Raw genomic sequence first — 25,916 nt, forward strand, 5'->3', positions numbered from 1 at the left:
GGACCGCGCGGCTACTCGAACCGCGCCACGTCGCCTGCCCCTCGGCGGAGGATTTCGCGCTCGCCGCCGGAGAAGTCGATGACGGTGGTGGGCTCGGTGCCGCAGTCGCCGGAGTCGACCACGGCGTCCACCACGTGGTCGAGCCGCTCCTTGATCTCCCAGCCCTGCGTCATCGGCTCGGCCTCGTCGGGCAGCAGCAGGGTGCTGGAGACCAGCGGCTCGCCCAGTTCTGCGAGCAGCGCCTGCGTCGCGACATGGTCGGGGATGCGGACGCCCACGGTCTTCTTCTTCGGGTGCAGCAACTGCCGCGGCACTTCCTTCGTCGCCGGCAGGATGAAGGTGTAACTGCCCGGTGTGGCGGCCTTGATGGCCCGGAAGACGTCGTTGTCGATCTGCACGAACTGCCCCAGCTGTGAGAAGTTCTGGCAGACCAGGGTGAAGTGGTGGTGGTCGTCGAGGTGCCGGATCGACCGGATGCGGTCGATGCCGTCGCGGTTGCCCAACTGGCAGCCCAGGGCGTAGCAGGAGTCCGTCGGATAGGCGACGAGCGCACCCGAGCGGAGGCTGTCGGCCACGGCGCTGATCACACGCGGCTGGGGGTTTTCCGGATGTACGTCGAAGTATCGTGCCATCGGCCCAGCCTATGACGCGAAGCCGCTGTTTCCGGCCTTCCTCCGGCGGGACCTGTACGGCAGCGGGTCACCGCCGCCCCGGGTGAACGCTGCCGCCCGCGGGCGCGGAGGGGGCGCACAACCGTACAACTGTCCAGTGGGTCCCCTATGGGTCGGATAACCGGCGCAAGACACGCCTAACGCCCAAAATGCGATGATCGGCCGGACGGCATTCCGCGGCCCGCCGTCACGTACCGCTGTCCGCCGAGGCCGCCGCCGTCTGCCGCAGGGTGCGTCCGGTCCTGGCGGACCGCGCGCGGCGGGGGTCGGGGGCGGGGCGCCGAGCCGTGCGGTGCCCGCGCCCGACCAGCAGCCAGGCCTCGCGTGCGCCCGTGCGGTCCTCGGGCAGCCGGGTGAGCGCGTAGCCCCCGCGGAGTTTGCCGCCTTCCAGGGCGAAGGACACATGGCCCTTCTGCAGGGCCTCGGCGAAGGGGATCTCGTGCCCGCGGCGGTCGGTGGCCAGGCTCCGATAGGTGCCCTCGTCCCAGATGATGACGGTGCCGGCGCCGTATCCGCCCTCGGCGATGACTCCCTCGAAGTCCCGGTAGGCCAGCGGGTGGTCCTCCGTCGGCACGGCGAGGCGCTTGTCGTGCGGGTCGCCCGGCGGTCCCTTGGGTACCGCCCATGACTTCAGGACACCGTCGACCTCCAGCCGGAAATCGAAGTGCATGGTGCTGGCGTCGTGGATCTGCACCACGAACCGCGGGCGCCCGGCGCTGCCCGGGGCGCCCCCTTCGGGTGGCTCTGCGGTGGTGGAGAAGTCCCGCTTCCCGCGGTACCGCGACAGTGCTTCTTTCGAGGTCACGATGCCTCCTCGTCGGTGGCGTGGCGCGGCGGCTGTCCGGGGCGGCCCGCTCCCGCCGGAGTGGCCGCGCACCCCACGCGTACCCGGCTGCTCCCGCCCGACACGGCGCCCCGGGCGGGGCACGTGTCCGCGGCCGGGCGGCAGGGACGCTTTCCGGGCACGCGAAACGCCGGTGGTTCCACCCGGGCCGCACGGGCGGTGACGGTCGGTCCGCGCGGCGGCGTGCCCGCCGGCCGGGCCGCCGCCGACGCGCGTCCCTGCGGTGGCAGCGGAACAGGGCATCTGCATAGGCCCGCTATGTATCGTACGGATCCGGCCATCCGATCAGTGGCCGAATGACGGTGTTCCGCCCACGGGTGGTCTGGCCGACTGCATAGGCTCGTGATACAACGCCCTGCGTGGACAGTGCACGCAGTGAGGCGGGCCCGGGAAACATCGTCATCGAGGGGCTGGAGCACGCGACGACCCTGATGCTCCGCCATGTCTCCCACCGCGGCGGCTACAGCATGACCACGCTGTCGGTCATGGCCCGGCTGGAACGTGAAGGTCCGGCCCGGCTGACGGCGCTCGCCGCCGCGGAAGGCGTGGCCCAGCCGTCGATGAGCCAGCTCGTCCAGCGCCTGGAACGGGAGGACCTGGCCACCAGGGTCGGTGATCCCGCGGACGGGCGGGCCAGCCTCATCGCCCTCACCGACGAGGGAAGGGCGCTGCTGGCCGACGGGCGCCGCTCCAGACACGCCCGGCTGGCCGACCTGCTGGCGGCCCTCCCCCCGGAGGACCAGGCGGCGCTGGCACTGGCCATGCACGTGGCCGTACCCGTCGTCCGGCGGCTGCTCGACCAGGCCGCGCAGCCGCAGGCCCCCGGCGCCGGCCGCGCGAGAACCGACGCGCCCTGACCGCCGGCGCCGCCCCGCTCCTCACCGCTCACCTCGTGGACGACCCCGCAGGAGCCGTCCGCGCGAGGCCGGGGAGGCCGGCCGCCGTCGCGTACCCCCGCAGCGCGGCCCTCGGCACCCCCGGCGCAGCACCGTACACGGATCGCACGCAATCGTACGGAAAGGGACCGCAACGATGACCGACAGTACGACGACCCTGCCCGAGCCGGAGGCGGCCGGCGCTCCCGACTACCCGATGCACCGGGCGGCCGGCTGCCCCTTCGACCCGCCCCCCGGGCTGCGCTCGCTTCAGGCGGAGGAGCCGCTGACGCGGGTGAGGCTGTGGGACGGCAGCACGCCCTGGCTGGTCACCGGCCACGCGCAGCAGCGCAGCCTGCTGGCAGACCCGCGGATCAGCGCCGACACCACCCACCCGCACTATCCGCACCAGACCGAGGCGGTCAAGGCCCGGCAGGCCGAACGCACCTTCATCTCCATGGACGACCCGGACCACGCCCGGCTGCGCCGGATGGTGACGGCGTCCTTCACCGTCAAGCGGGTGAAGGCGTTACGCCCGGCCGTCCAGCGCGTCGTGGACGGCCTCATCGACGACCTGCTGGCCGGCCCGTCGCAGGCCGACCTGGTCAAGGAGTTCGCGCTGCCCGTGCCGTCGCTGGTGATCTGCGCGCTGCTCGGGGTGCCCTACGCCGACCACGACTTCTTCCAGCGCAACAGCCGGCTGCTGATCAGCCGCGACTCCTCCCCGGCGGACTCGGTGGCGGCGCAGGAGGCGCTGGTCGGCTACCTGGAGCGGCTGGTGGGCGAGAAGCTCGACCGGCCCGAGGACGACCTGCTGTCGGAACTGGCCGTACGCCATGTGGCCACCGGGCAGCTCTCCGCGCGGGAAGCGGGACTGATGGGCCAGCTCCTGCTGGTGGCGGGGCACGAGACCACTGCGAACATGATCTCGCTCGGCACCCTGGCGCTGCTGCAGAATCCCGGGCAGTTCGCCGAGCTGCGCGAGACGCAGGACCCGCAGCTGGTCGCGGGAGCCGTCGAGGAACTGCTGCGGTACCTGACCATCGTGCACACCGGCCGGCGGCGGGTGGCGCTGGCGGACATCGAGGTCGGCGGCCGGACCATCAGGGCCGGCGAGGGCGTGGTCATCGCCAGCGACATCGGCAACCGCGACGAGACCGTCTTCCCCGACCCCGACCGGCTCGACATCCACCGCGACGCCCGCCGCCACATGGCCTTCGGCTTCGGCGTGCACCAGTGCCTCGGCCAGCCGCTGGCCCGGCTGGAACTGGAGGTCGTCTACAGCACCCTCTACCGCCGTGTCCCCACCCTCCGGCTCGCCACCGGCCTCGACGGGGTCCCGTTCAAGCACGACGCGCTCGTCTACGGCGTCCACGAACTGCCCGTGGCCTGGTGACGTCACCGCAGGAGCGAAGGAGGAGTCCCGTGAAGGTGATCGTCGACCAGAACAGGTGCGTGGCCTCGGGGCAGTGTGTGCTGGCCGCCGAGGACGTGTTCGACCAGCGTGACGAGGACGGCGTCGTCGTCCTGCGCGACCAGGCGCCCGGCCTGGAGCGCGAGGACGACGTCCATTACGCCGCCCTGATGTGCCCGGCGCAGGCCATCCTCGTGAAGGACTGACCGCCGTCCACCGATAGCCGGCGGCACGGTGGCCGGCGGGGGAGTGGGGCCGGTCCGGCGTTCCCCGGCCGGACCGGCCCGGACGGTTCCGCGGCGCGCCCGCCCGCCGGCGTCCGGGGGATTGGCCGAGACCAGGGCCTTGCAATGTACATGGTGGATGTGACACCGCGGACGGACGTCCCACCATGTCGGGAGACGTTGGTTCTCGGAGGAGACCGCATGCGAATTCGATCGATCCCCTTCCCCGGCGGCGCCCGGCGCCGCACGGCGGCGCGCCACGCGCTGGTGCTGCTGGTCGCGGCGCTCGTGGTGCTGGCGCTCGGCTTACGCGCCCCCGCCGCCCGCGCGTCCGGCACGCGCAAGGGCATCAGCGTCACCTCCGTCAGCGGCGCCGCGCAGGCGCTCGCCGACGTCGGCGCGCACTGGTTCTACAACTGGTCGGCCACGCCCGCAGGTGTCGCGCAGCCGCCCGGCGTCGAATTCGTGCCGATGATCTGGGGCGCAGGCTCCGTCACCGACGCGAACCTGGCGCAGGCAGCCCAGCACGGCACGGAACTGCTCGGCTTCAACGAGCCCGACCTGGGCGGCCAGGCGAACATGTCCGTCCAGCAGGCGCTGGACCTGTGGCCGCGGCTCCAGTCGACCGGTCTGCGGCTCGGCGCGCCCGCCGTGGCCTACGGCGGCGACACCCCGGGCGGCTGGCTCGACCAGTTCATGTCGGGCGCCGCCTCCCGCGGCTACCGCGTCGACTTCATCCCGCTGCACTGGTACGGCGGCGACTTCTCCTCGGCCGCGGCCGGCGAGCTGCGCAGCTACCTGCAGAACGTCCACAACCGCTACCACAAGCCGATCTGGCTCACGGAGTACGCGCTCACCGACTACTCCACCAGCACCCCGCGCTACCCGACAGGACAGCAGCAGGCCGACTTCATCAACGCGGCGAACACCATGCTGAACGGCCTGTCGTTCGTGGAGAAGTCCGCCTGGTTCACGCTGTCCGCCGCCAGCAGCCCCACCGGCCTCTACAACGGCACCACGCCGAACGCCGCCGGCGTCGCCTACCGCGCCCTGGGCTGACCCGGCACCGCCGGCCGCCGCGGACGCGAAGGCCGTGTCACCGCCGGGTCCGCGTACGCGCCTGCCGGGAGCCGCGGCGAATGGTGCAAGGAGAACGGTTTCCCTGGTGAATCCCGGACAGGGCGGGGGCGTGGGTGCCGCGGCGATCGGCGTCCCGGGCCTATCCCTTCGGTCATGGATGATCCCAGCGCGCTCTTTGTCCTCGGTTCCCTCCGCCTCCCGCCGGGGCCGCCCGGGGACGTCGTTCCCGGCGAGACCCGGGCGGAGGACCTGTCAGCGGCTGTTCAGCGAGGTGGTGATGCGCCGGGCGCGGTCCCAGACGGCGGCGGCGTGCCGGTGGCGGCCGGCGGGACGGCGTCTCGGGACGCCGGTACGGGCGGGTCGGCAGCCCGGCACGGTCGGTGCCGCGGGTGCCTCTGAGCCCAGGAGACCTCGGCCGGGCCGCGGGACGAAGCGACTCAGGGCCCGGCGGCGTGAACGCGTTGAACGCTGTGAGCGCGGCGCTTCGAACGAGCCGGGTCGCCCGGCCCGCTGTCATCCGTTCCGGGCGGCCCTGGCGTCCGGCGGTGTGCCGCCGCGCCGGTCGGCGAGGACTTCGCGCGCGGCGCGGGCGCCCGAGGCCATCGCGCCCTGGACCGAGCCGGTGGCCCGGTGGTCGCCGCAGACGTAGACGCCGGGGGAGTGGCGGGTGGTGCGGCTCAGCGGCCACGGGGGGACCATCGCGGGCAGGGCTTCCGCGACCGGGTAGACGCCCACCGGCTCCCAGCCGTCGGTGTCGGTCTCGTACACCTCGGCGAGGACGCGGCGGATCTCCGCCTCGCGGCCCGGCCGTTCGTCCGCGCCGAGCACGGAGGTGGACACCAGCGCCTGCCCGCGCGGCGCGTACGTGGGGCTGACCTCGCTGATCACCACGGTGTTCAGGATGCGCCGCGCGGTGTCGGTGACCAGTGTCGGCTCGGCCAGCGGACTGGCGGGAGCCGCGTGGTAGTAGGTGGTGACCGAGCGGACGGCCGGCACGTCAAGACCGGGCAGCAGCTCCGCCGCCGCCCCGGGCCCGGTCGCGACGACCACGGCCGGGGCCGGCTGCTCCTCCCCGAGCGCGGTCAGCACACCGTCGACGGTGAGCTGTTCCACCGGGGTGCCCAGGACCACGGCGCCCTCGGGCAGCGCGGCGGCCATCTGCCCGGGCACTGCCGCGACGCCCCTGGCCGGCAGGCACAGGGTGCCGCGCAGCATCGAGCGCCACACGAGATGGAAGAAGCGGCTGGAGGTCTCCAGCTCGTCCTCCAGGAACACCCCCGACAGGAAGGGCCGGAACAGCCGCTCCACGAGATCCTCGCCGATCGCCGCGTCGGCCAGCGCCGTGCGGGTCGTACGGTCCGCCGCGTGCTTGAGCACCCGCGGCGGCGCGAGCAGGTCCCGGGCGCTCAGCATCACCAGGGCGGACAGGTCCCGCAGCGACGCCAGCCGTCCGGGCAGCAGGTCGGCGGCCAGCCGCGGGGTGCGTGTGGGGTCGGCGAAGCGCAGCCTGCCGCGGGGGGTGTGCAGCAGGACGCCGGGGCTGAACGGGCGCAAGTACAGCTCGCTCAGTTGCAGCCGGGCGCGCATCTGCGGGTAGGAGGTGTTGACCACCTGGAAGCCGCGGTCGAAGCGGAAGCCGTCGCGCACATCGGTACGCATCCGGCCCCCGACGGCGTCCGAGGCCTCCAGCACCCGTACGCGCAGCCCCGCGGCCGTCAGGTCCTGCGCGCACGCCAGCCCCGCCACACCGGCCCCGACGACCAGGACATCCACCTCCGCCGCCACCGCCATCACCGACCTCCGTCCACCGCGTGTGCCGTTGCCTCGATGATGCAGGCCCGGGCGGCCCGCGCCGGGTTCCCGCGCCGTCCGGGTCGGCGGATGTGCCGAGCCGTGCTCACGACCGCCGTACGCGGCGGCGCGTGCCTCAGAGGAATCGCCGGATGGGCTGCACGGCCAGCTCGCGGGCGCGCTGCAGCAGCCTGCGGCGGTGCCAGCGGGTGGGGTCGATGGGCTCGGCCCGCAGCAGGTCGCGGTCGAAGTCGTCGTCCAGGCCCGCGGTGAACTCCTCGTCCAGGACCGCGAGCATGACCTCCTCGTCGTGGTCCATCGACCGGCGGTTGAAGTTGGAGGAGCCGATCAGCGCCGCCACCCGGTCGACCGTGAGGATCTTGGTGTGCAGCATCGTCGGCTGGTACTCCAGGACTTCCACCCCCGCCTCCAGCAGCGCGGCGTAGAGGTGCTGTCCGGCCAGCCGGCAGGCGCGCTCGTCGGTGTGCGGACCGGGCAGCAGGATCTGCACCTGCACCCCGCGCCGCGCGGTCGCGCACAGCAGGTCGACGAAGTACCTGTCGGGCGCGAAGTAGGCGGTGGACAGCCGGAGCCGCTGTTCGGCCGAGGTGATGACGACACGCAGCAGGGTCTGCATGTCCTGCCAGCCGATGCTGGCCGAGCCGCGTACGACCTGCACGATGGAGCGGCCCGGCTGCTCGTGCGCGACGAAGCGGTCCCGTTCGTCGTACAGGTCGGTGTGGCACTCGGCCCAGTTCTGCGCGAAGGCCGCGGCGACGCCGTCGACGGCGGGCCCGCGCACCTCGACATGGGTGTCGCGCCACTCCGAGGGGTCGCGCGCGTCGCCGCACCACTCCTCCGCTATGCCCACGCCGCCGGTGAAGGCGAGCTGCTCGTCCACGATCAGGGCCTTGCGGTGGCACCGGTGGTTCTGCTTCAGCGGCGACAGCCACAGCGGCTTGCGGAACCAGCCGACCTGTACGCCCGCCGCGTCCATGTCTGCCAGCAGTTCCGGCTCGATGTCCTTGGCGCCGAAACCGTCGAGGAGCAGCCGCACCCGCACACCGTCACGGGCCCTGGCGGCGAGCGCGGCGGCGAAGTCCCTGGCGATCTGGCCGCGCCAGTAGACGAACGTCATCATGTCGATGGTGTGCTGCGCCTCGCGCACGGCCTTGAGCATCGCGGGGAAGATCTCGTCGCCGTTGCGCAGCGGCCTGAGCGCGTTGCCCTCCGTCGCGGCGACACCTATCAGCCGCTCCAGCCGCCGCCGCAGACGCTGGGTCTGCGCCGCCGGGTCGAGAGCTCGGCCGTCGGTGCGGGTTTCCGGGGCGTGGATTTCCATGGCGGTCATGCGGGGACCCCCCAAACGAGTGCGTGCGGTGGCGGTCGGACGGCGTCGGTCCGAGGGACGAGGGGAGTGCGGCGGGCGGACGGCCCGGCCTACGGGGTGCTACCCGCGCTCCCGAAGCGTGGCCGCGCTCACCACGGCGGGCACGCCGGTCAGCCGGAGCAGCCTGCTGACCACCCGTGAAGGCGCGGCCACCCGCAGGTCGGTGCGGCGGCGCATGCCGACCAGCAGCCGCAGGAAGTCGGAGTCGGCGAAGGTGACGGCGGCGGCGTCCAGGACCACCACGTCGTGCCGGTCGGCCAGCGCCTCCAACCGCGTGGCCAGCCCGGCCAGTACGTCGCGGTCCAGGTCCCCGGCCAGCTCCACGACCGGCGGTCCGCCGGGCCGGGTGAGCAGCGTGGAAGGCGCCTCGGATGCGTGAACGGCCCGCGCCGCAGGCGCCGTCGTCTCAGTCGTCATGGCGTTCGTATGCCCCTCCCGCGCCGAGCCAGTCCGGAAAGCCCTGGTCACGGTCTCGAACCCGTCACCCGGCATCGGTGCCGGGCATCCGGGTAGGCGCGGACATACCTGGCTGACAGTCAGTCCGGCTGGAAAGGTGATGTTCAGCATGGCGAGCACCAAGAGCAAGGCTCAGACTGGTACGAAGGCCGCGTCCGCCGCGGGCAAGACGGTGAAGGCGTCGAAGGCGACGAAGACGGAGAAGACCGCTGCGGCCAGCGCTCTGTCGCAGGCGCCCAAGAGCAAGGGCAAGACGAGTACGAAGGCCGCGTCCGCCGCGGGCAAGACGGTGAAGGCGTCGAAGGCGACGAAGACGGAGAAGACCGCTGCGGCCAGCGCTCTGTCGCAGGCGCCCAAGAGCAAGGGCAAGACCAGCGCGAAGGCCGCGTCCGCCGCGGGCAAGAAGCTCGCCGACCCCAAGACGACGAAGGCGGAGAAGGCAGCGGCGGCCAGCACCCTGGCGAAGAAGGCGGCACGCGGCAAGAAGTGAGCCCCGTCCGGCCCCGGCCCGCCCCGACCGGCCCGCCCCGATCGGCCCGCCCCGATCGGCCCGCCCCGATCGGCCCGCCCCGAGCGCCCCGACCTGGGGAGTCGGCCCCGCCCCGGCGCTGCGCGTACGCCTTCCGCCATGGGCGGGCGCGACGGCCGGGGCGCCGCCCCGCCGCCGGGAGAGCCAGGGACGACCGTCGGCGCGTTCGTCACCGCAACCACGGCAACCGTGGCACGGTGATCTCCGTGACGGACCGGCCCGGCGGTCGGGTCCTGGCGTCCGGCATCCGGAACGGGTCGCCGGGCGAGGCATGACCCCTGCCGGGCTAGGGCAACCGATCACGCGTCGGACACCTGCCCGCGGGCGGGCGACGGGCGGACCGTGACCCGCCCGCCGTGCATCCCCGTCCGCCCCGGGAAGGACGCGCAGCTGTGGACTCGACTCGTACGACATCGCAGAAGGCACCGGAGGAGCGGCAGCACTCGGCCGGCGAGTGGCGCGCTCTGGCGGTCTGTCTGACCGCGAGTTTCATGACCCTGCTGGACGTCAGCATCGTCAATGTGGCGCTGCCGTCGATCCGCAGCGGCATCGGCGCCTCGCAGAGCGGCCTGCAGTGGGTGCTGTCCGGATACGCCCTCGCCTTCGGCCTGGTCCTGGTGCCGTCCGGGCGGCTCGGCGACGTCCGTGGCCGCCGGGGCGTGTTCATGGTGGGACTGCTCGTCTTCACGGCCGCCAGCGCGCTGGCCGGCGCGGCGCAGAACGAGACGTGGCTGGTGGCCGCCCGGCTCGTCCAGGGCGTGGCCGGCGGCATTCTCGTACCGCAGGTGTCCGGGTTCATCCAGCAGATGTTCCAGGGCGCCGCGCGCGGGCGGGCGTTCGGCCTGCTCGGCGCCACCATCGGGGTGTCCACCGCGGTGGGACCGCTGCTCGGCGGACTGCTGATCCAGCTGTTCGGCTCGCACGAGGGCTGGCGCTGGGTCTTCTACGTCAACCTGCCGATCGGCCTCGTGCTGCTCCCGCTGGCGCACCGCCTGCTGCCCGGCCGGGTGCGGCGGGAGGGTACGGGTACGCGCAGCGACCTCGATCCGGTCGGCGTGGTGCTGCTGGGCGTCGGGACCGTGCTGCTGCTCCTGCCGTTCGTCCAGCAGCGGGAGTGGCCGGGGCTGGGGAAATGGCTGCTGATCCCGCTGGCCCTGCTCGTGCTGGGCGGTTTCGCGGCCTGGGAACGCCATTACGGGCGGCGGCACGAACCGCTGGTGAATCTGGCCCTTTTCCATCGGCAGTCGTACGGGCTCGGCGTCTTCTTGTCGCTGCTGTACTTCGCGGGCTTCACCTCGATCTTCTTCGTGCTGACGCTGTACCTCCAGAACGGGATGCACTACTCCGCGCTGGAGGCGGGCGTGTCGATCATGCCTTTCGCCGTGGGCTCGGGTGCCGCGGCGGCGGTCGGCGGGCGGATCGTCACCCGGATCGGGCGCCCGCTGGTCGCCCTGGGCCTGGGCATGGTGGTCCTCGGACTGCTCGGTACGGTGCTGGCCGTCCATCAGGACAGCACCGGTTCTGTCGGCCTGGCGACCGCGCTGCCGCTGCTGTTCGCCGGAATCGGCAGCGGGCTCGTGATCTCGCCGAACCAGACGCTGACGCTCAGCGAGGTCCCGGTGGAGCGGGCCGGCAGCGCGGGCGGCGTACTCCAGACCGCGCAGCGGATCGGCTCGGCGGCGGGTATCGCGGCGGTCGGCTCCGTCTTCTTCTCCAGGGTCGGCAATTCCCGCCCCGACTGGTCCTCCGGGCTCCAGCTGGGGCTGGTCACCGCGGCGGGTCTGGCCGCGCTGGCCCTGGTGGTCGCGCTCGTCGATGTCTTCACCGGCCCGTCGAATGCGCCGCGCGCCGCCGAGGAGAGCAGCGCGTGACCTGGCGCGCGGGGTGCGGGCAGCCGCTCCGCGGCGGCTGCCGGTTAGCCCGTGCGGATGCCGGATGCCGCGTCGCCGGTGTGGAGGCGCTGCCCATCTGGGTACCACTTAGGGTGTTATGTCGTGATTATTCCATTCCGCGGCTTTTTCCTGCGGCGGCCCCACCCCTTCGAATGATCGGAAGACCCTGGTGAGCGAGAAGAAGAACCCCGTGACGGCTGCCGCCGACAAGGTCGTCGAGAAGGTCCAGGAGGCCGTCCACCCGGGCAACGAGATCCCGGGCGCCCCCGCCCCTGTGCCGCCGTCCGTCGAGGAGCCGACCGAGCCGCGCGGCCCGCTGCCGCCCAAGCCCGACCAGCGCGGCCCCGACACGTACAGCCCGACCGGCCAGCCGACGCGGACCTCGCAGGACAAGGTCGCGCAGGCCGGCAGCTACCTCACGACAGCGCAGGGCGCGCGGCTGTACGACACCGACCACTCGCTGAAGGCCGGACCGCGCGGGCCGGTGCTGCTGCAGGACCACCACCTGCGGGAGAAGATCACCCACTTCGACCACGAGCGCATCCCCGAGCGGGTCGTGCACGCCCGCGGCGCCGCCGCGCACGGCGTCTTCACGGGCTACGGGGCCGCCGCGAAGATCACCAAGGCGGCGTTCCTGGCCAAGGACGTCGAGACGCCGGTCTTCGTACGGTTCTCCACCGTGCTCGGCTCGCGCGGCTCCGCGGACACCGTGCGCGACACCCGGGGCTTCGCGACGAAGTTCTCCACCTCCGAAGGCGTCTTCGACCTGGTCGGCAACAACATCCCGGTGTTCTTCATCCAGGACGCGATCAAGTTCCCCGACGTGATCCACGCCGGCAAGCCGCATCCGGACCGGGAGATCCCGCAGGCGCAGAGCGCGCACGACACCTTCTGGGACTTCGTCACCCTGCACACCGAAGCCACCCACCACACCCTGTGGAACATGTCCGACCGCGGCATCCCGCGCTCGTTCCGGATGATGGAGGGCTTCGGCGTCCACACCTTCCGGCTGGTCAACGACCAGGGTGCCACCACGCTGGTGAAATTCCACTGGAAGCCGAAGCTGGGCGTGCACTCCCTGGTGTGGGAGGAGGCCCAGATCACCAGCGGCATGGACCCGGACTTCCACCGCCGCGACCTCGCCGACGCGATCGAGGCCGGTGCCTTCCCGCAGTGGGAGCTGGGGGTGCAGACCTTCCCCGACACCGAGGACCAGATGTTCCAGGGCATCGACCTGCTGGACCCCACCAAGCTGGTGCCCGAGGAGCTGGCGCCGGTCCAGCCGATCGGCCTGATGACGCTCAACGCCAACCCGTCGAACTACTTCGCCGAGACCGAGCAGGTCGCCTTCCACGTCGGCCACCTCGTGCCCGGCATCGACGTCACCAACGACCCGCTGCTGCAGGGCCGCCTCTTCTCGTACCTCGACACGCAGATCAGCCGGCTCGGCGGCCCCAACTTCGGCCAGCTGCCGATCAACCGCACCCACGCGCCCGTCAACGACATGCTGCGCGACGGCATGCACCAGACCGCGGTGCACCGGGGCGTGGCCCCGTACCATCCCAACTCCCTCGACGGCGGCTGCCCGTTCCTGGCCGGCGCCGACACCGGCGCCTACATCGAGGTCCCGGTCGAGGTGCCCGCGAGCCGCAAGGTCCGCGAGGCGGCGGCGTCCTTCGACGACCACTTCAGCCAGGCCCGGCTGTTCTGGCTGAGCATGACGCCCACCGAACGCGAGCACATCGTCGCCGCCTACTCCTTCGAGCTGAACAAGTGCTACGAGACGGCGATCAAGGAACGCGCGCTGCTCGCGCTCGCCAACATCGACACCGACCTGTGCGCGCAGGTCGCCACCGGCCTCGGGCTGCCCGCGCCCGAGGCCACCGTGACCCTCGCGGACCCGCAGCCCAGCCCCGCGCTGTCGCAGCTGGGCGGTCGCTGGCCGCTGGACGGCCGGATCATCGGCATCGTCACCGCGGGCGACCAGGACCTCAGCGGCGTCCGCTCCGTCCGCCAGGCCGTACTGGACGCCGGCATGGTCCCCCTGGTCATCGCCCCGCACGGCGGCGAACTCGACGCCGACGGCGAACCCGTCGCCGTGCAGCGCACCTTCGCCACCGCCCGGTCCACCGAATTCGACGCGGTCCTGCTCGCCGGCGCGCCCGCTCCCGGGGCCGACACGTACGGCGCCCGCGACGCGAAGGTGGACGACAGCGCGGCGGCGGCCGCGAGCATCGACCCCCGGGTCCTGCTGCTGCTCACCGAGGCCTACCGGCACGGCAAGGCACTGGGCGCCTGGTCCGACGGGACGGAGGCGCTGACCGCGGCCGGTATCGCCGCCGACGCCCCCGGCGTGGTGACCGCGGGCAGCGCCACCTCCGTCCTGGAGCACGTCAGCGAACTGCTGACCCGGCACCGCGCCTGGGACCGCTTCACCCCCGCCGTCTGAGCGCGCCCTGTCCTCGGGTCCGCCGCCCGCACCGGGCGGCGGACCACGCCTCCGCCACGGGGCTGCCGCCGGTGGCAGGGCCGGAGAAGGGAGGACGACGGTGGCCACGACGGACGCGAAGGGGGCCTGTCCGGTGAGCGGTGCGGAGGGCGGCACGTCATGATCGCTGAACACGAGGGAGCGGGCGCACTCGTCATCCTCGCCAATTTCGTCTCGCCCCTGGCGGTCGACCTGAGCGAGGCGTCGGTGCTGCGCCAGTGGTCGGAGCAGGCGCCGCGGAAGATCTGGCTCACCCGGCCCCGTGACGTCCTGGTCGTCCCGGTGCCCCTCGGCGACGCCTTCCGCCGCTACGCCTTCGAGCGGCTGAGGATCCCCGACGGCTCCGTCACCGTCGTCACGGTGCCCGACGCCCCTCACATGGCGATGGCGCAGGCGCTCGCCGTGCACGGCCTGCTGGAGCCGCTGCGCGCCCTGGTCCACGCGCGCCCGGGTGCCCGTCTCCTGCCCACCGCGCTGGACGAGGCCACGGTCGCCCTGGCCGCCGACCTCGGCACGCCGCTCGTCGCCTTCGAGGCGGGCGGACCGGGTATGGAAACACTGCGGACCGTGTCGGACCTGAACACGAAATCCGGCTTCCGCGCTCTCGCGGGCCGCATCGGCATGCGCCTGCCGGCCGGCCGGGTGTGCACCGGAGCGGAAGTCTTCCCGGTGACCTGCGACCTGCTCGCGGAGCACGAGCGCGTGGTGGTCAAACCCGACCGGTCCGCCGGCGGCCACGGCCTGCGCTTCGTCGCGCGCGGCGAGGAACCGGCGCAGCCCCCGGCAGCGCCGGGCAGCCGTTGGGTCGTCGAGCAGTACGTCGACCACACGCGGGCGGTCAGCGCCCAGGGCCACACGACCGCGGAACGCGTCGCGGTGCTCTTCGACGGTGAGATGCGCATGGACGGCGGCTCCTTCGCCGGCTACAGCTCACCGCTCGGCGGTCTGCCGGAAGCCACCCGGGCCGAACTGGCCGACTGGACGCGTGCGCTGGGCCGTCAGCTCGCGGCCGACGGCTACCGCGGCCCCTACAGCCTGGACGCGGTCTGCGCCACCGACGGCACCCTCTACGCCCTGGAATGCAACGTACGGCGCACCGCGACCACCACCGCGTACGCCATGCTCACCCGCCTGCGCGGTGCCGGCTTGCCGGCGCCTGCCTGGTCCACGGGAACGGCCCACGCGGCCTGCGCGCTGTCCTTCGATGCGGCGGTCACCTGCCTGACGGAAGCCGGGCTGGACTTCCGGCCGGGCGACGGCGAGGGCGTCATTTTCTACGCCGACGCCCCCGCGAACGGCACCGACTGGCGATACGCCGCTTTCGCCGCCGACCACGGTCGGCTGACCGAGGTGGAGGTCCGGCTGACCGCGGCTCTGGGGCATGACGACGGCAGCTGAGCCTGACGGGGGGCGGTGTGCGGGTCGGTCCGGGGGTCCTGGGGTGCGCGGGGCCGTGGCGGGCGCCGGACGGTCCGCGTGATCTGCCGCCCCGGGGTCAGCCGGTCATACGGTCGGCCTGGTCGGCCCGCTCGGCCTCACTGGCGGCTTTGGCGGCTTTGTGGCGGCGAAGGAGCAGGAGTGCGGCGCCGCCGGATCCGAACATGATCGCGGCCCAGGCGATGGTCCAGGCGACGGCCCGGCCGCTGGGGTGACCGGCGAGCAGGGCGATGGCGATGCCGGCGACGTAGACGAGGGCGCCGAGGACGTAGAGGCGCTGACCCCAGCGGCGGGTGCCCGGGTTGGGCTCACCGGTGGTCACGGCCGGTCGGGGGCTGGGGGCGCTCGCAGGCTGCGTCATGCCGGGGCGTCTACCCAGCTGACGGCTGCTCAGTACGCTGTTCCTCCCGGACCACCCCTCCTGCGAGGGGAGCACCGCTCCCGGCGGTCCCCCGCGTCCGCCGGGGGTGGGCTCACCTGGTGAAGACCGCCCGGGCGATCTCGTCGGGGGCGGCGCCCGCCCCGGCGATCAGCGCACCGTCGGCGGACCAGATGCCCGAACCGCCGGACGTACGGTCGAAGCCGCCGCCGGTCGGCCCCGCGAAAGCGGCCGTGGCGACCCACACCCCGTGGTCCGCGGCGACCCGGCGGGCGCGCTCAGCGTGCAGCTCGGCCTCGTGATCGGCGTGGACGACACCGGCCAGGTAGCCGTCGATGCCCAGGGCGGCCGTCTTCGCGGCATGGTCGGGCACTCCGGTGTCGCGGCAGACGGCGAGCCCCAGCCGCCACCCGTCCACGTCGATCACGGCGGGCTCGCCGGGAACGAAGCGGTCGGCCTCGCTGCCGTGCAGGTGGACCTTCCCGTACACCACGCGCGCACCGTCCGCGTCCACCGCCAGGACGCCGATGTGCGGTCCCGGCACCGGCGCGCCGACCAGGGCGAGCGTCCCGGTCCCGGCACAGGCGGCCACGATCGGGGCCAGCCGTTCGTCGTCCGGGAAGACCGGCACCGCGTCCAGGCGGTATCCCGTCAGCGACATCTCGGGGAACACCACCACCCGCGCGTCCGCCGCCAGGACCGCCTCCGCGTGCGCCACCGCGTTGGCCGCCACATCGTGATCCGTACACCTCGGCTGCGCCACCGCGATGCTCAACGACCGCTCCACCACGAACCCCCCCTCGCCGAGAACAGCGATCATTTTATGCGACGGCCGCCCGGCCCTTCCGTCGTTTTTTCACCGCCGCGGCGGGGCTCCCCGCGCTTGAAATGGACATCACACACATTCCCGTCACATACTCCCGAGTCGGGCTGTCATAGAGGTGTCACCACCAGCACAAGGCAAGGACACCACCATGAACGCTCGCCTGAACATCCTCGCCAGCCCTGCCGTGGCCTCGGCCCTGAAGCACATCACCGCCGCAGGCAAAGTGCTCAGCGGCCTGTCGGTGCCGTCCACGACGCAGGAGCTGATGAAGATCCGAGCCAGCCAGATCAACGGCTGCGGCTTCTGCCTCGACATGCACCACAAGGAGGCGGCGAAGGCCGGCGAGACCCCGCTCCGCCTCAGCCTGGTCGCGGCCTGGCGCGAGGCCACCGTCTACACCGACGCCGAGCGCGCCGCCCTGGAGCTGACCGAGCAGGGCACCCGGATCGCCGACGCCTCCGGCGGCGTCCCCGACGAGGTGTGGGAGAACGCCGCCAAGCACTACGACGAGGAGCAGCTCTCCGCCATGGTCGGGATGATCGCCGTCATCAACGCCTTCAACCGGATGAACGTCATGATCCAGCAGCCGGCCGGCGACTACCAGCCCGGCCAGTTCGGCTGACACCGGCCGGATCCGGTCCGGGCGTGTCCGGCCGCCGGACCCCGGCGTCCGGACACGCCCGCCCGCCGCGTACGTAACGCGGCCACCGCTCAGCCGCGGTCGAGGTGTGCCGTCCGTCCGCGGTCGCCGCGGTTCAGGGGCGGTCGGGGTGGACGACCGTGTCGAGGAAGAAGTCGTCGATGCCCTGGACGGCGCGGTTGAAGTCGTCGAGGTTGACCGGCTTGGTGACGTACGCGTTGGCGTGCTCGCGATAGGCGCTGGTGATGTCGTCGGGCGCCGAGGAGGTGGTGAGCACCACGACCGGGACGGTCGCGAGGACCGGGTCGGTCTTGAGTACGGCCAGCAGTTCCCGGCCGTTCATCCGCGGCATGTTCAGGTCCAGCACGAGCAGGTCGGGACGGGGGTTGGCCGGGTCGCGCAGGTGGGCGAGCGCGGAGATGCCATCGGTCGCGCGCTGCACGGCGCGCGCTGTGCCGCGTTCGAGCAGCGCCTCCTCGATCAGCAGCGCGTCGGCGTCGTCGTCCTCGACGAGCAGCACGGTGTAGGAGCGCTCGGGTGCGGTCGTTTCCATGGGGTCTCCTTGCGGCGGGTGGTGCGCAGGGGTGCGGGAGAAGACCAGGCCGGGCCAGCGCTTGCGCGCGCCCTGCCGGGTGATGTTCCAGGCGGCGCCGAGCTGGGCGTAGTTGGCCCCCTCGGCGGCCGCGTCCCTGGCGGCCTGGAGCACCTGGGACTGGAGCGCGTCGTGGAGTACGGCGAGGGCGGCCAGCCGCTCCAGCGCGTTCGCCAGCGCGCCCGCGGGATCGTCGGCGCCGGCCGGGGCGGGAGCCGGTTCCGAGGCCAGCTCGCGGACGAGGCCGTCCAGAGCGTCGTGTGCCCGCCGCAGCGACTCCTCCCGCGGTCGGGACCGCTCATCGATGGCCATGGGGGTCACCTTACGCACCCATCCACCCCGGAGGCGACAACCAGGGTTGTCGCGGGGGGTAGGCTTTCGCCGCGTGCACCAGGTGCGGTGCTTGTCGCACGGTGTTCGTTCACGGGAGCTTGCGGCTTCCGACGACTTGGAGGCAGTGGTGTCCACCCAGCCGCAGTTGCAGGGGCCCGTCCGCGGCATGGCGGAGGGCGGCGGCCCTGCTGCCCCCGGCGCCCCGGCCGACCCCGGTCACCCCGCTGCCCCCGGCGGTGCGCCGCGTACCGCCCCGCGCGCCATGGAGGGCCGGTGGACCACCTCGCGCTGGCTGACGGTCGGCGTGTCGGGAGCGCTGCTGGTCCTGCTGGTGCTCTCGGCCCTGGTGGCGGGGTTCTTCCGGCACTCAGGGACGGTCACCGACCAGCTGGTCGACCACAGCAGCCCCGCGCTGACCGAGGCCGCGCTCCTGGAGGCGGCGCTGATCAACCAGGAGACCGGCACCCGCGGCTACGCCCTCTCCGGGCAGGTCCAGTTCCTCCAGCCTTACACCCAGGGGCTGACCCAGCAGAAGGACGCGGTGGCCGAGCTCCGCGACCTGGTGGCCGGCGACCGCACCGCGTCGGCCGACCTGGACCTGGTCGTGGCCCGGGCCGCGCGCTGGCGGACCGATGTGGCCGAGCCCATCGCCGCCAGCCCGCCGGGCCGGCCGGTCCCCGCGTCGCTGTCCCAGCCCGGCAAGGGCAAGGCGGAGTTCGACGCGCTGCGGGCCGCTCTGCTGACCCAGCAGCACCATCTGGAGCAGCGCAGCGACGCCGCCCGGGCCGACCTGAAGCACACCCGCCATATGCGCAACTGGATCTTCTCCGCGATCGCGCTGGTCATCCTCGCCCTCGCGGTGCTGGTCTTCTTCGCCCTGCGCCGCGGGGTCAACCGGCCCCTGGAGCGGCTGGCACGGCAGGCGCGGGCGGTGGCGGACGGCGACTTCGAGCACCCCATCGACAGCGTCGGCCCGGCCGACCTGCGCGCGCTGGCCCGCGATGTGGAGGCCATGCGCGGGCGGCTGGCCAGGGAACTGTCCAGCAGCAAGGAGGCCCGCGAGGCGATCGGCGCCCACGCCATCGACCTGGCGCGCTCCAACGCCGAGCTGGAGCAGTTCGCCTACGTCGCCTCCCACGACCTCCAGGAGCCGCTGCGCAAGGTCGCGAGCTTCTGCCAGCTCCTCCAGCGCCGCTACGCGGACCAGCTCGACGAACGGGCCGGCCAGTACATCGACTACGCGGTCGACGGCGCGAACCGTATGCAGACCCTCATCAACGACCTGCTCGCCTTCTCCCGCGTCGGCCGGGTCCACAACGACTACGCCCTGGTCGACCTCAACGAGGTGTGGGGGGCCACCGAGGCCGCGCTGAGCGTCGGCATCGCGGAGACCGGCGCGGTCCTCACCCACGACCGGCTCCCCACGGTGACCGGCGACAAGACCCAGCTCGGCATGCTCCTGCAGAACCTGATCAGCAACGCCGTCAAATTCCGGTCCGACGAACGCGCCCCGCGCATCCACCTGGCCTGCGAGCGGGACGGCGACCTGTGGCACTTCGCCTTCACCGACAACGGCATCGGCATCGAGGCCGAGTTCGCCGAGCGCGTCTTCGTGATCTTCCAGCGCCTGCACACCCGCGAGACCTATCCCGGCAACGGCATCGGGCTGGCCATGTGCAAGAAGGTGGTCGAATTCCACGGCGGCACGATCGGCGTCGACCCCGGCCACACCGGTGGCGCCCGGATCGTCTTCACCCTCCCCGCCGACCCGCCCCAGGTCCCAGGGCCGACCGCCGCTGCCGAGTCAGACGGTCGACACGTTCCGGAATCCGACGCGGCCGGTCAGGCGCCCGCTTCTCCCGGCGGTAGCGGGCAGGCCGGACCGGCGCTCTGACCCTCCGCGCCGGCGGCCGGCTCCGTGCCGGGAGCGGCGGTGGCGCCCCGCGGTGAAAGCCCCGGTCAGCGACGGGAGTTGCGGCGCACCGGTGGCGCTATGCGTACCCGCTCCGTGTCGGGCGCTTTGTCGAGGTCGTCGAGCTGCGCGACGATCGTGCGGCGCAGGTCGTCGTCGTCCTCGAACGAGTAGTCGTTGAAGAGCGTGTAGCCGGTCCACATCAGGTTGGCGCACACCCGCGCAGGCACCCGGCCGGTCCTGGCGCCCATGCCGACCAGCGCCACCGAGGTGATGCTGCCCGGTGCCTCCCCGTTCTGTCGGTGGATCGCCTGGAAGGCGGCGGCGCACGCCAGAGCGACATTCAGGGTCTCGCTCACGTTCTGAGCGGACTCCTCCATCGTCGGGGCCGAGATCAGGAACTTCGGGGTGACCGCCCCTGACGGGACGCACACCGCGCTTCCGACCGGGAGCCGTCCGCCGAACCGGCTCCGGATCGCCCGCTGCACGCGCAGCTGGATGCCCGCGCCGAGGTGCCGCTTGATGACCGCGTCGACGCCGCCGTCCATCCGGCCGCGGGAATTGGTGGGACTGACCCAGGCGTCGACGTCCTCGTCGACTATCGAGCCGGCGCGGATCTCGACCTCGGGGGTGTCGGCGAACGCCGCCCGCCAGGACTCCACCACGGTCGTGTTGACGTCGGCCAGCACCACCCTGAGCGGCGGCTGCACGCGGTCTTCGGTCATGGCCCACTCCGATCGAGAAACGTCCCTCTTGTCGATCACGACGCTAGCGCGCACCACTGACAACGCGGCCGCCGTCCCGTGCCGGGCGCGAGCGTGCACCCTGACCCGCCGTCAGCGTGGCCGAAGTACGTTCGGGGGCGCGGTGGTTGAAGCGTGAACCGGACCGGTGGCTGTCACACCCGGCCGGTATGAAGGTGAGGGCGGGCGGCGCATCGACGACCCGCCGGTCCTGCCCTCCATCAGCACGGTTCGACAATTCGGAGATCCTCCACCATGAGCGACACCACCGCCCCCGCCGCGCCCGACCCGAACGACCCGCTGGCTCTCGCGGAACTCTTCGAAGGCGGCGGCGAACCGTGGCTTCCGCTGCTCAAGCCGGTCATCGAGGCGCAGCCCGACGCGGCCGCGTTCATAGGCCCGGGGCGCGGCCCGGAGGTCGTCCCCGTCCGCGAGCTGACCTTCCAGGCGCTCAAGCCCCACGCGCCGCACAAGTGGAAGGTCGTCGTCTTCGGCCAGAACCCGTACCCCCGGCCGGAGAGCGCCACCGGCATCGCGATGTTCGACAACACCTTCCACGACTGGACGGACAGCCAGTTCGGCAGGGTCGTCAGCATCCGCTGCATCATCAAGGCGGCGGCGATGTGGAAGTACGGCATCCCGAAGAAGACCCCGATCGCCGACGTACGCGCGCTGCTGAGGAAGCAGGACACCGTCCAGCCGCCGGAGTGGTTCCAGGCGATGCTCACCCAGGGCGTGCTGCTGCTGAACGCGGCGCTCACCGCCCGCAGCGACGGAGCGGCGGGACCCGACCGGCACACCGCCTTCTGGCGGCCGGTAGCCGAACGGATCGTCGAGGAGATCCTCAGGGCCAAGCAGGACGCCGACGAGGAGGACCGCGGTGTGGTCTTCGCCTGGTGGGGGGCGCACGCGCGCAACCTGAAGAAGGTCGTCCTCCGGCTCCAGAAGAAGTATCCCGGGGTCGAGGTCCGGCATATCGACCACCCCAATCCCGCCGCGCAGGGCGACGTCTTCTGCGACGGCGACCACTTCGCGATGGTGAACGAGGCCCTCGCCTCGCTCGGCGCGGACCACGTCGACTGGCTCCCGAGCACGGGCTGGAACACGCACGCCACGGAAACCGGCGGTACGGACAGCGGCACCGCCGAGCGCATGGGCGCGTTCATCGCGTCCACGATGGAGCTGCACCAGCTGTACCTGGAACGACTGGCCGGTGTGAAGGACGAGGGCCTCGTCCTTCCCGCGATCACCGGTGTGTTCGACACCCCGCTCATGGACTTCCGCGACGCGGTGGGCCCCGTCGCCGAGCTGCTGGCCGGTCTTGACCGGCACGTCGGCCTGTCGCACGAGTTCGGCAAGCGGCGCGCGGACGAGGCGGCCGGCGGCCTGTCCGCCGAAGCGATCGCCGCCCTCCACCTCTACACCTGCGAGTCGGCGTTCTACCGGGAGATCAACGCCATCCTGCGCGCCCCGGACCGGACCAGGGTCATCCCGTACCTCCCTTACCTGCGGCTGCTGTTCTCGGCGGTCTCGCAGCTTCCCGCCCGCACCGAGCCGCTGTGGCGCGGGGTGTCGCTCGACCTGCGCGCGCAATACCCGCTCGGACGGACCGTCACCTGGTGGGGCGTGTCCTCGTGCACGTCGAAGCTCGGCGTGGCACGGGCCTTCCTCGGTAGCCGCGGCAAGCGGACGCTGTTCGAGGTGCACCCCGTCCGGGCCACCGGCATCCAGAAGTTCTCCGCCTTCACCGGCGAGGAGGAGTACATCCTTCTGCCGGGCACCCAGCTCAAGGTGACGGACGTACGCAGCGAGCGCGGCGGACTGTGCACCGTGACGCTGACCGAGCTGGAGGAGCAGACCCTCGTGTCCTGAGCGCCCGCCGGACGGCGCCCGCGCGCACAGGGGCACCGTCCGGCGTACCGCGACCGGCCGAAAGGCGCGCGCCATCGTCCCCGCGCGCTCCTCGCGGGGCTCCTGATTTCTGGACGTGCGAGTCCAATTTGCCCCTCTTACAGTGGCAGCTGCGCCCCGGCTTTCCTGCGCCCCGTCCGGCCGACGGCGGTGTGCGGTTCCGCTGTTCGGGCGCGCGTCGGAGAGTCGAGCAATGGAGTGGATCATGTCGAAGCGGCTCGCGGGCAGGACCGCGCTGGTGACCGGTGCGACCAGCAACATCGGACGGGCGGTCGCGGAGGCCTTCGCCGCCGAGGGAGCGCACGTCGCCGTCTCCGGCCGCAGTGCCGCGCGGGGCAAGGAGGTCGTCGACGCGATCCGCGCACGCGGTGGCCGCGCCGACTTCGTACCCGCCGACCTGGACGGCAGCGCCGCCGCCTCGCGGGCACTGGCCCAGGAGGCGACCCGGGTGCTCGGCGGCCGGATCGACGTCCTGGTCAACAACGCGGGCATCTACCCCGGCGACACCACGGCGGCCACCGACGAGAAGACCTTCGACCAGGTCTACGCCGTGAACGTGAAGGCCCCGTTCTTCCTGACCGCGACCGTCGCACCCGCCATGGTGGAGGCCGGCGGCGGGGCGATCATCAACCTGGGCTCCTGGGTCGCCCGCCTCGGCATTCCGATCGGCGCCCTCTACAGCTCCACCAAGGGCGCCGTGGAGACGCTGACCCGGGCCTGGGCGGCGGAGTTCGGGCCGCGGGGCGTCCGGGTGAACGCGATCTCCCCCGGCGTGGTGCAGACCTCGGCGCCGGGCGAGGCCCACCCCGCCGAGGTCATGATGAAGGGCACCCCGGCGGGCCGGATGGGCACCCCCGAGGCCGTCGCGCACGCCGCCGTGTATCTGGCCGGTGACGAGTCCTCGTTCGTGCACGGCATCGTGCTCGACGTCGACGGCGGCCGTACCACCGCCGCCGTCATCGCCGGCTGACGGACACCCGCCGTACGCGGCGTCCGGCGTGGCCGCCGCGGCGGGGGAGCGGGCGTCACCCCGCCGACGCGGAGGCGCGCATGTCACGCCGCCGGCATGGGGCGGCGTACCAAGTAGGCGGCCACCGCGGTCGACAGGACGATCACGCAGGCCACGAAGATCAGCCCCGCGGTGCGCAGGCCCACGGCGACCGCCACCGCGCCGATGCCCACCACCGGCACCGAGATGCCGACGTAGGCGGCGACGAACAGCGCCGAGATGGTGCCGCCGCGCTGCCCCGCGGGGGCGACCCGGCTCACGTTGGCCACCGACGCGCGGAAGGCCAGCCCTTGGCCGAGGCCGCTGACCACCCCGCCCGCGATGAGCACGGCCAGCGACTCGGCGAGCAGCGCGCAGCCGATGAGGACCAGCCCCACCGTCAGGACGGCGCAGCCCAGCGGCAGCGCGCGCACCGCCCCCGTACGGCCCATCAGCATCTGCCCTGCCATCGAGGCGAGGAAGACCGAGAGGACGATCACACCGGAGACAGCGAGATTGTCCACGTCCAAGTAGGTGGCGACGAAGGCCGGCGCCACGGCGGTGAACAGGCCGAGCAGGGAGAAGCCGGCGAAGGCCGACAGAGCCGCCGGGACGAACACGCGGCGCGCCTCGTGTGGCACCACCATGCCCTGCGGGCGCAGCGGCGGTCTCGGGTAGCGGACGGCCACGGTCTCCGGCATCGCCCAGATGACGCCGCTCGCCAGGACGAGCAGCGCCAGGTGGACCAGGAAGGGCAACCGCAGCGGGTGGGGTTCGTACTGCGCCAGCAGCCCGGCGATCAGCGGCCCGCACCCCAGGCCGCCCATGTTGGCGGCCGTCGCGGTGAGCGCCGCCCGCCCCTGCTGCCCCGGGGGCGCCAGTTCGGTGACGGCGGCCGTGGCGCCGCCGCTGAAGAGCCCCGCGGCGAAACCCGAGAGCAGGCGTCCGATGAAGAGCAGCGGCAATCCGCCTTCGAAGACGAAGCAGACCGCACTCAGCATGGAAAGCGCCAGACCGGTCAGGAGCACCGGACGCCGGCCCAGGATGTCGGAGAAATTCCCCGCGACGAGAAGCGCGGTGATAACGCCGCCGGCGTAGACCGCGAATACCACCGTCACGAGGAATTCGGAGAAGCCGATCTCCTCACGGTAGAGCCCGTACAGCGGTGTCGGGAGCGTGGTCCCGGCCATGACCACGGCGAACACCACCGCGGCGACGACGTACCACGGCCGCGCCTGACGCTCTCCCGCACTGCCAGTCGTCATGTGCGCACCCTAAGCGACGCTCGCCCCTGTCCTGGCGCGCGACGGGGGTGTGTCAGTGCACTGCCGAGGCCACGCTCGCGCGCCCGGATCAGCCGCCTACGGATCAGCTGCGTACGGACGGGCCGCGCCCGGATCAGCCGCGTTCGATCAGCGCCAGGATCTCCGTGACCATCTGGAGCGAGGCGTCGACATCGGGCAGCGACATGTACTCGACCATGAAGTGATCGATACCCGTGCGCTCGGCCGTCCGCTTGATGACGTCGGCGGTCTGCTGGAACGGGACTCCGGGGGAGGGGTTGACGCGCATGATCGTGTCGATGTCCGCGGGATCACGTCCGGCCTCGGTGGCGTAGGCGTCGATCTGCGCGCGCTGGGCCAGCACCGTTTCCACGTCGACGAAGTCCGGTACGGCGAACGCCGGCAGCCAGCCGTCGGCGCGCTCTCCGACCCGCTTGAGCGCGGCGCCGGCGAGTCCGCCGATGTAGATGGGCGGGCGCGGCTTGTGAACCGGCTTCAGCGGGGCGTACTGCAGCGGCAGTTCGATGTGCTTGCCGTGGTATTCCACCGGGTCCTGCGTCCACAGCAGCTCCAGCGCGTCCAGCAGTTCGTCCATCCGCGCGCCGCGCCGGCGGAAGTCGAGGTTCGCGCCCTCGAACTCCTCGGGGGACCAGCCGATGCCGAAACCGGGCAGCAGGCGCCCCTTGCTGATCCGGTCGATCGTGGTCAGGCTCCTGGCCAGTTGCGCGGGCGGGTAGACCGGTGCGATCAGGACGTGCGAGCCGAGCTTGACCCGCTCGGTGGCCGCGGCGGCCACACCCAGCACCACGAACGGGTCGGCGGCCGTGCGGTATTCGACCGGGATGGTCGAACCGAAGCCCCCGGCACCGACCTTGGGATTCACTGCGGCGAAGTTGCGGTCGCCGACCCAGAGGCTCGCCGCCCCCGCCTTCTCCGCCTCGCGGGCGAACTCGGCCGTGCGCGAGACCTCATGGGCCACATGGTTCAGATACGGAAGCGCGAATCCGACGTGCATGGTCATCTTCTGCTCCTGTGGGAAAGCGCGGACATGACGTCGCCCCGGTCCGCGGAAGCGGGTAGCACGCCGCATCCCACCGGCCGAAGCAACGCAGCCAGTTTAGAGAGGCCGCTTCAGCCGCCCGCGCCCGCGCCCGCGTCATCGGCCCGGCCGGCAGCGGCCGGCGGCCGGCCATTCCGCCCGGGAGCGGACCCGGCGTG

At 72.6% G+C, this 25,916-nt stretch carries 23 protein-coding genes; 12 read left to right on the plus strand and 11 right to left on the minus strand.

The features are described 5' to 3' along the window. Positions 1–11: 11 nt before the first annotated feature. A complete protein-coding gene (locus OHA86_RS34360; RefSeq protein ID WP_329181673.1) occupies positions 12–632 on the minus strand; it encodes an L-threonylcarbamoyladenylate synthase in 621 nt (206 codons plus the stop codon). A gap of 226 nt (positions 633–858) precedes the next feature. Then, the gene (locus tag OHA86_RS34365; RefSeq protein ID WP_329181674.1) at positions 859–1,476 is read right to left on the minus strand and encodes a DNA polymerase ligase N-terminal domain-containing protein; all 618 of its coding nucleotides are present in this window, start codon (positions 1,474–1,476) and stop codon (positions 859–861) included. 398 nt (positions 1,477–1,874) lie between these two features. On the opposite strand from OHA86_RS34365, the gene OHA86_RS34370 reads away from it, so the two are divergent. The 4 genes from OHA86_RS34370 to OHA86_RS34385 all read left to right on the plus strand — a co-directional run bounded on the left by OHA86_RS34370 (position 1,875) and on the right by OHA86_RS34385 (position 5,087). Continuing rightward, positions 1,875–2,372 (plus strand): MarR family winged helix-turn-helix transcriptional regulator, encoded by a 498-nt coding sequence (locus tag OHA86_RS34370; protein WP_329181675.1) that lies wholly within the window; start codon positions 1,875–1,877, stop codon positions 2,370–2,372. A gap of 175 nt (positions 2,373–2,547) precedes the next feature. After that, a complete protein-coding gene (locus OHA86_RS34375; protein ID WP_329181677.1) occupies positions 2,548–3,786 on the plus strand; it encodes a cytochrome P450 in 1,239 nt (412 codons plus the stop codon). 29 nt (positions 3,787–3,815) lie between these two features. Further along, entirely contained in the window at positions 3,816–4,010 is a 195-nt protein-coding gene (locus OHA86_RS34380; protein WP_329181678.1) for a ferredoxin, read from the plus strand. Positions 4,011–4,229: 219 nt separating this feature from the next. Next, positions 4,230–5,087 carry a glycoside hydrolase family protein gene (locus tag OHA86_RS34385; RefSeq protein WP_329181680.1) on the plus strand — a complete coding sequence of 286 codons (858 nt, stop codon included), beginning with the start codon at positions 4,230–4,232 and terminating at the stop codon, positions 5,085–5,087. A gap of 534 nt (positions 5,088–5,621) precedes the next feature. Here OHA86_RS34385 and OHA86_RS34390 read toward each other — a convergent pair. From OHA86_RS34390 to OHA86_RS34400, 3 genes are all read right to left on the minus strand, one after another. Beyond that, positions 5,622–6,899 (minus strand): NAD(P)/FAD-dependent oxidoreductase, encoded by a 1,278-nt coding sequence (locus OHA86_RS34390; RefSeq protein ID WP_329181682.1) that lies wholly within the window; start codon positions 6,897–6,899, stop codon positions 5,622–5,624. 136 nt (positions 6,900–7,035) lie between these two features. Then, positions 7,036–8,241: a phospholipase D-like domain-containing protein gene (locus OHA86_RS34395; protein WP_329182667.1), complete on the minus strand. Its 1,206-nt coding sequence runs from the start codon at positions 8,239–8,241 to the stop codon at positions 7,036–7,038. Between the two features lie 108 nt (positions 8,242–8,349). Continuing rightward, positions 8,350–8,706: an STAS domain-containing protein gene (locus OHA86_RS34400; protein WP_329181683.1), complete on the minus strand. Its 357-nt coding sequence runs from the start codon at positions 8,704–8,706 to the stop codon at positions 8,350–8,352. Between the two features lie 148 nt (positions 8,707–8,854). On the opposite strand from OHA86_RS34400, the gene OHA86_RS34405 reads away from it, so the two are divergent. The 4 genes from OHA86_RS34405 (at position 8,855) to OHA86_RS34420 (ending at position 15,052) form a co-directional block, all read left to right on the plus strand. Next, positions 8,855–9,235 (plus strand): hypothetical protein, encoded by a 381-nt coding sequence (locus tag OHA86_RS34405; RefSeq protein ID WP_329181685.1) that lies wholly within the window; start codon positions 8,855–8,857, stop codon positions 9,233–9,235. A 431-nt stretch (positions 9,236–9,666) separates the two neighbouring features. Next, positions 9,667–11,145, plus strand: coding sequence for an MFS transporter (locus OHA86_RS34410; RefSeq protein ID WP_443071938.1), 1,479 nt, complete (start codon positions 9,667–9,669; stop codon positions 11,143–11,145). A 190-nt stretch (positions 11,146–11,335) separates the two neighbouring features. Then, on the plus strand, positions 11,336–13,615 hold the full coding sequence (locus tag OHA86_RS34415) for a catalase (RefSeq protein ID WP_329181686.1): 2,280 nt from the start codon (positions 11,336–11,338) through the stop codon (positions 13,613–13,615). Between the two features lie 159 nt (positions 13,616–13,774). Then, positions 13,775–15,052, plus strand: a complete 1,278-nt coding sequence (locus tag OHA86_RS34420; protein WP_329181688.1) for a peptide ligase PGM1-related protein — start codon at positions 13,775–13,777, stop codon at positions 15,050–15,052. Between the two features lie 97 nt (positions 15,053–15,149). Here the strand turns inward: OHA86_RS34420 and OHA86_RS34425 are convergent, their stop codons facing one another. Together OHA86_RS34425 and OHA86_RS34430 are read right to left on the minus strand one after the other, a co-directional pair. Next, a complete protein-coding gene (locus tag OHA86_RS34425; protein WP_329181690.1) occupies positions 15,150–15,452 on the minus strand; it encodes a hypothetical protein in 303 nt (100 codons plus the stop codon). Positions 15,453–15,564: 112 nt separating this feature from the next. Continuing rightward, on the minus strand, positions 15,565–16,290 hold the full coding sequence (locus OHA86_RS34430; RefSeq protein WP_329181692.1) for a carbon-nitrogen hydrolase family protein: 726 nt from the start codon (positions 16,288–16,290) through the stop codon (positions 15,565–15,567). 154 nt (positions 16,291–16,444) lie between these two features. Between OHA86_RS34430 and OHA86_RS34435 the strand changes: the two genes are divergently transcribed. Further along, on the plus strand, positions 16,445–16,918 hold the full coding sequence (locus tag OHA86_RS34435) for a carboxymuconolactone decarboxylase family protein (RefSeq protein WP_329181693.1): 474 nt from the start codon (positions 16,445–16,447) through the stop codon (positions 16,916–16,918). A gap of 133 nt (positions 16,919–17,051) precedes the next feature. Here the strand turns inward: OHA86_RS34435 and OHA86_RS34440 are convergent, their stop codons facing one another. Next, positions 17,052–17,840 carry a response regulator gene (locus OHA86_RS34440; protein ID WP_329181694.1) on the minus strand — a complete coding sequence of 263 codons (789 nt, stop codon included), beginning with the start codon at positions 17,838–17,840 and terminating at the stop codon, positions 17,052–17,054. A gap of 283 nt (positions 17,841–18,123) precedes the next feature. Between OHA86_RS34440 and OHA86_RS34445 the strand changes: the two genes are divergently transcribed. Next, entirely contained in the window at positions 18,124–19,755 is a 1,632-nt protein-coding gene (locus OHA86_RS34445; RefSeq protein ID WP_443072040.1) for a CHASE3 domain-containing protein, read from the plus strand. A 65-nt stretch (positions 19,756–19,820) separates the two neighbouring features. On the opposite strand, the gene OHA86_RS34450 is transcribed toward OHA86_RS34445, so the two are convergent. Next, positions 19,821–20,498 carry a macro domain-containing protein gene (locus OHA86_RS34450; RefSeq protein ID WP_329181698.1) on the minus strand — a complete coding sequence of 226 codons (678 nt, stop codon included), beginning with the start codon at positions 20,496–20,498 and terminating at the stop codon, positions 19,821–19,823. 273 nt (positions 20,499–20,771) lie between these two features. Here OHA86_RS34450 and OHA86_RS34455 point away from each other — a divergent pair, with 273 nt between their 5' ends. Next, positions 20,772–22,388, plus strand: a complete 1,617-nt coding sequence (locus OHA86_RS34455; RefSeq protein WP_329181700.1) for an ADP-ribosyltransferase domain-containing protein — start codon at positions 20,772–20,774, stop codon at positions 22,386–22,388. Positions 22,389–22,632: 244 nt separating this feature from the next. Continuing rightward, entirely contained in the window at positions 22,633–23,397 is a 765-nt protein-coding gene (locus OHA86_RS34460) for an SDR family NAD(P)-dependent oxidoreductase (RefSeq protein ID WP_329181702.1), read from the plus strand. A gap of 83 nt (positions 23,398–23,480) precedes the next feature. On the opposite strand, the gene OHA86_RS34465 is transcribed toward OHA86_RS34460, so the two are convergent. After that, entirely contained in the window at positions 23,481–24,680 is a 1,200-nt protein-coding gene (locus OHA86_RS34465) for an MFS transporter (protein WP_329181704.1), read from the minus strand. Positions 24,681–24,813: 133 nt separating this feature from the next. Continuing rightward, complete coding sequence (locus OHA86_RS34470) at positions 24,814–25,719, minus strand: TIGR03619 family F420-dependent LLM class oxidoreductase (RefSeq protein WP_329181705.1); 906 nt, start codon at positions 25,717–25,719, stop codon at positions 24,814–24,816. Positions 25,720–25,916: the final 197 nt, after the last annotated feature.

Source organism: Streptomyces sp. NBC_01477, from assembly GCF_036227245.1.
In the GTDB taxonomy this organism is placed as follows: domain Bacteria; phylum Actinomycetota; class Actinomycetes; order Streptomycetales; family Streptomycetaceae; genus Actinacidiphila.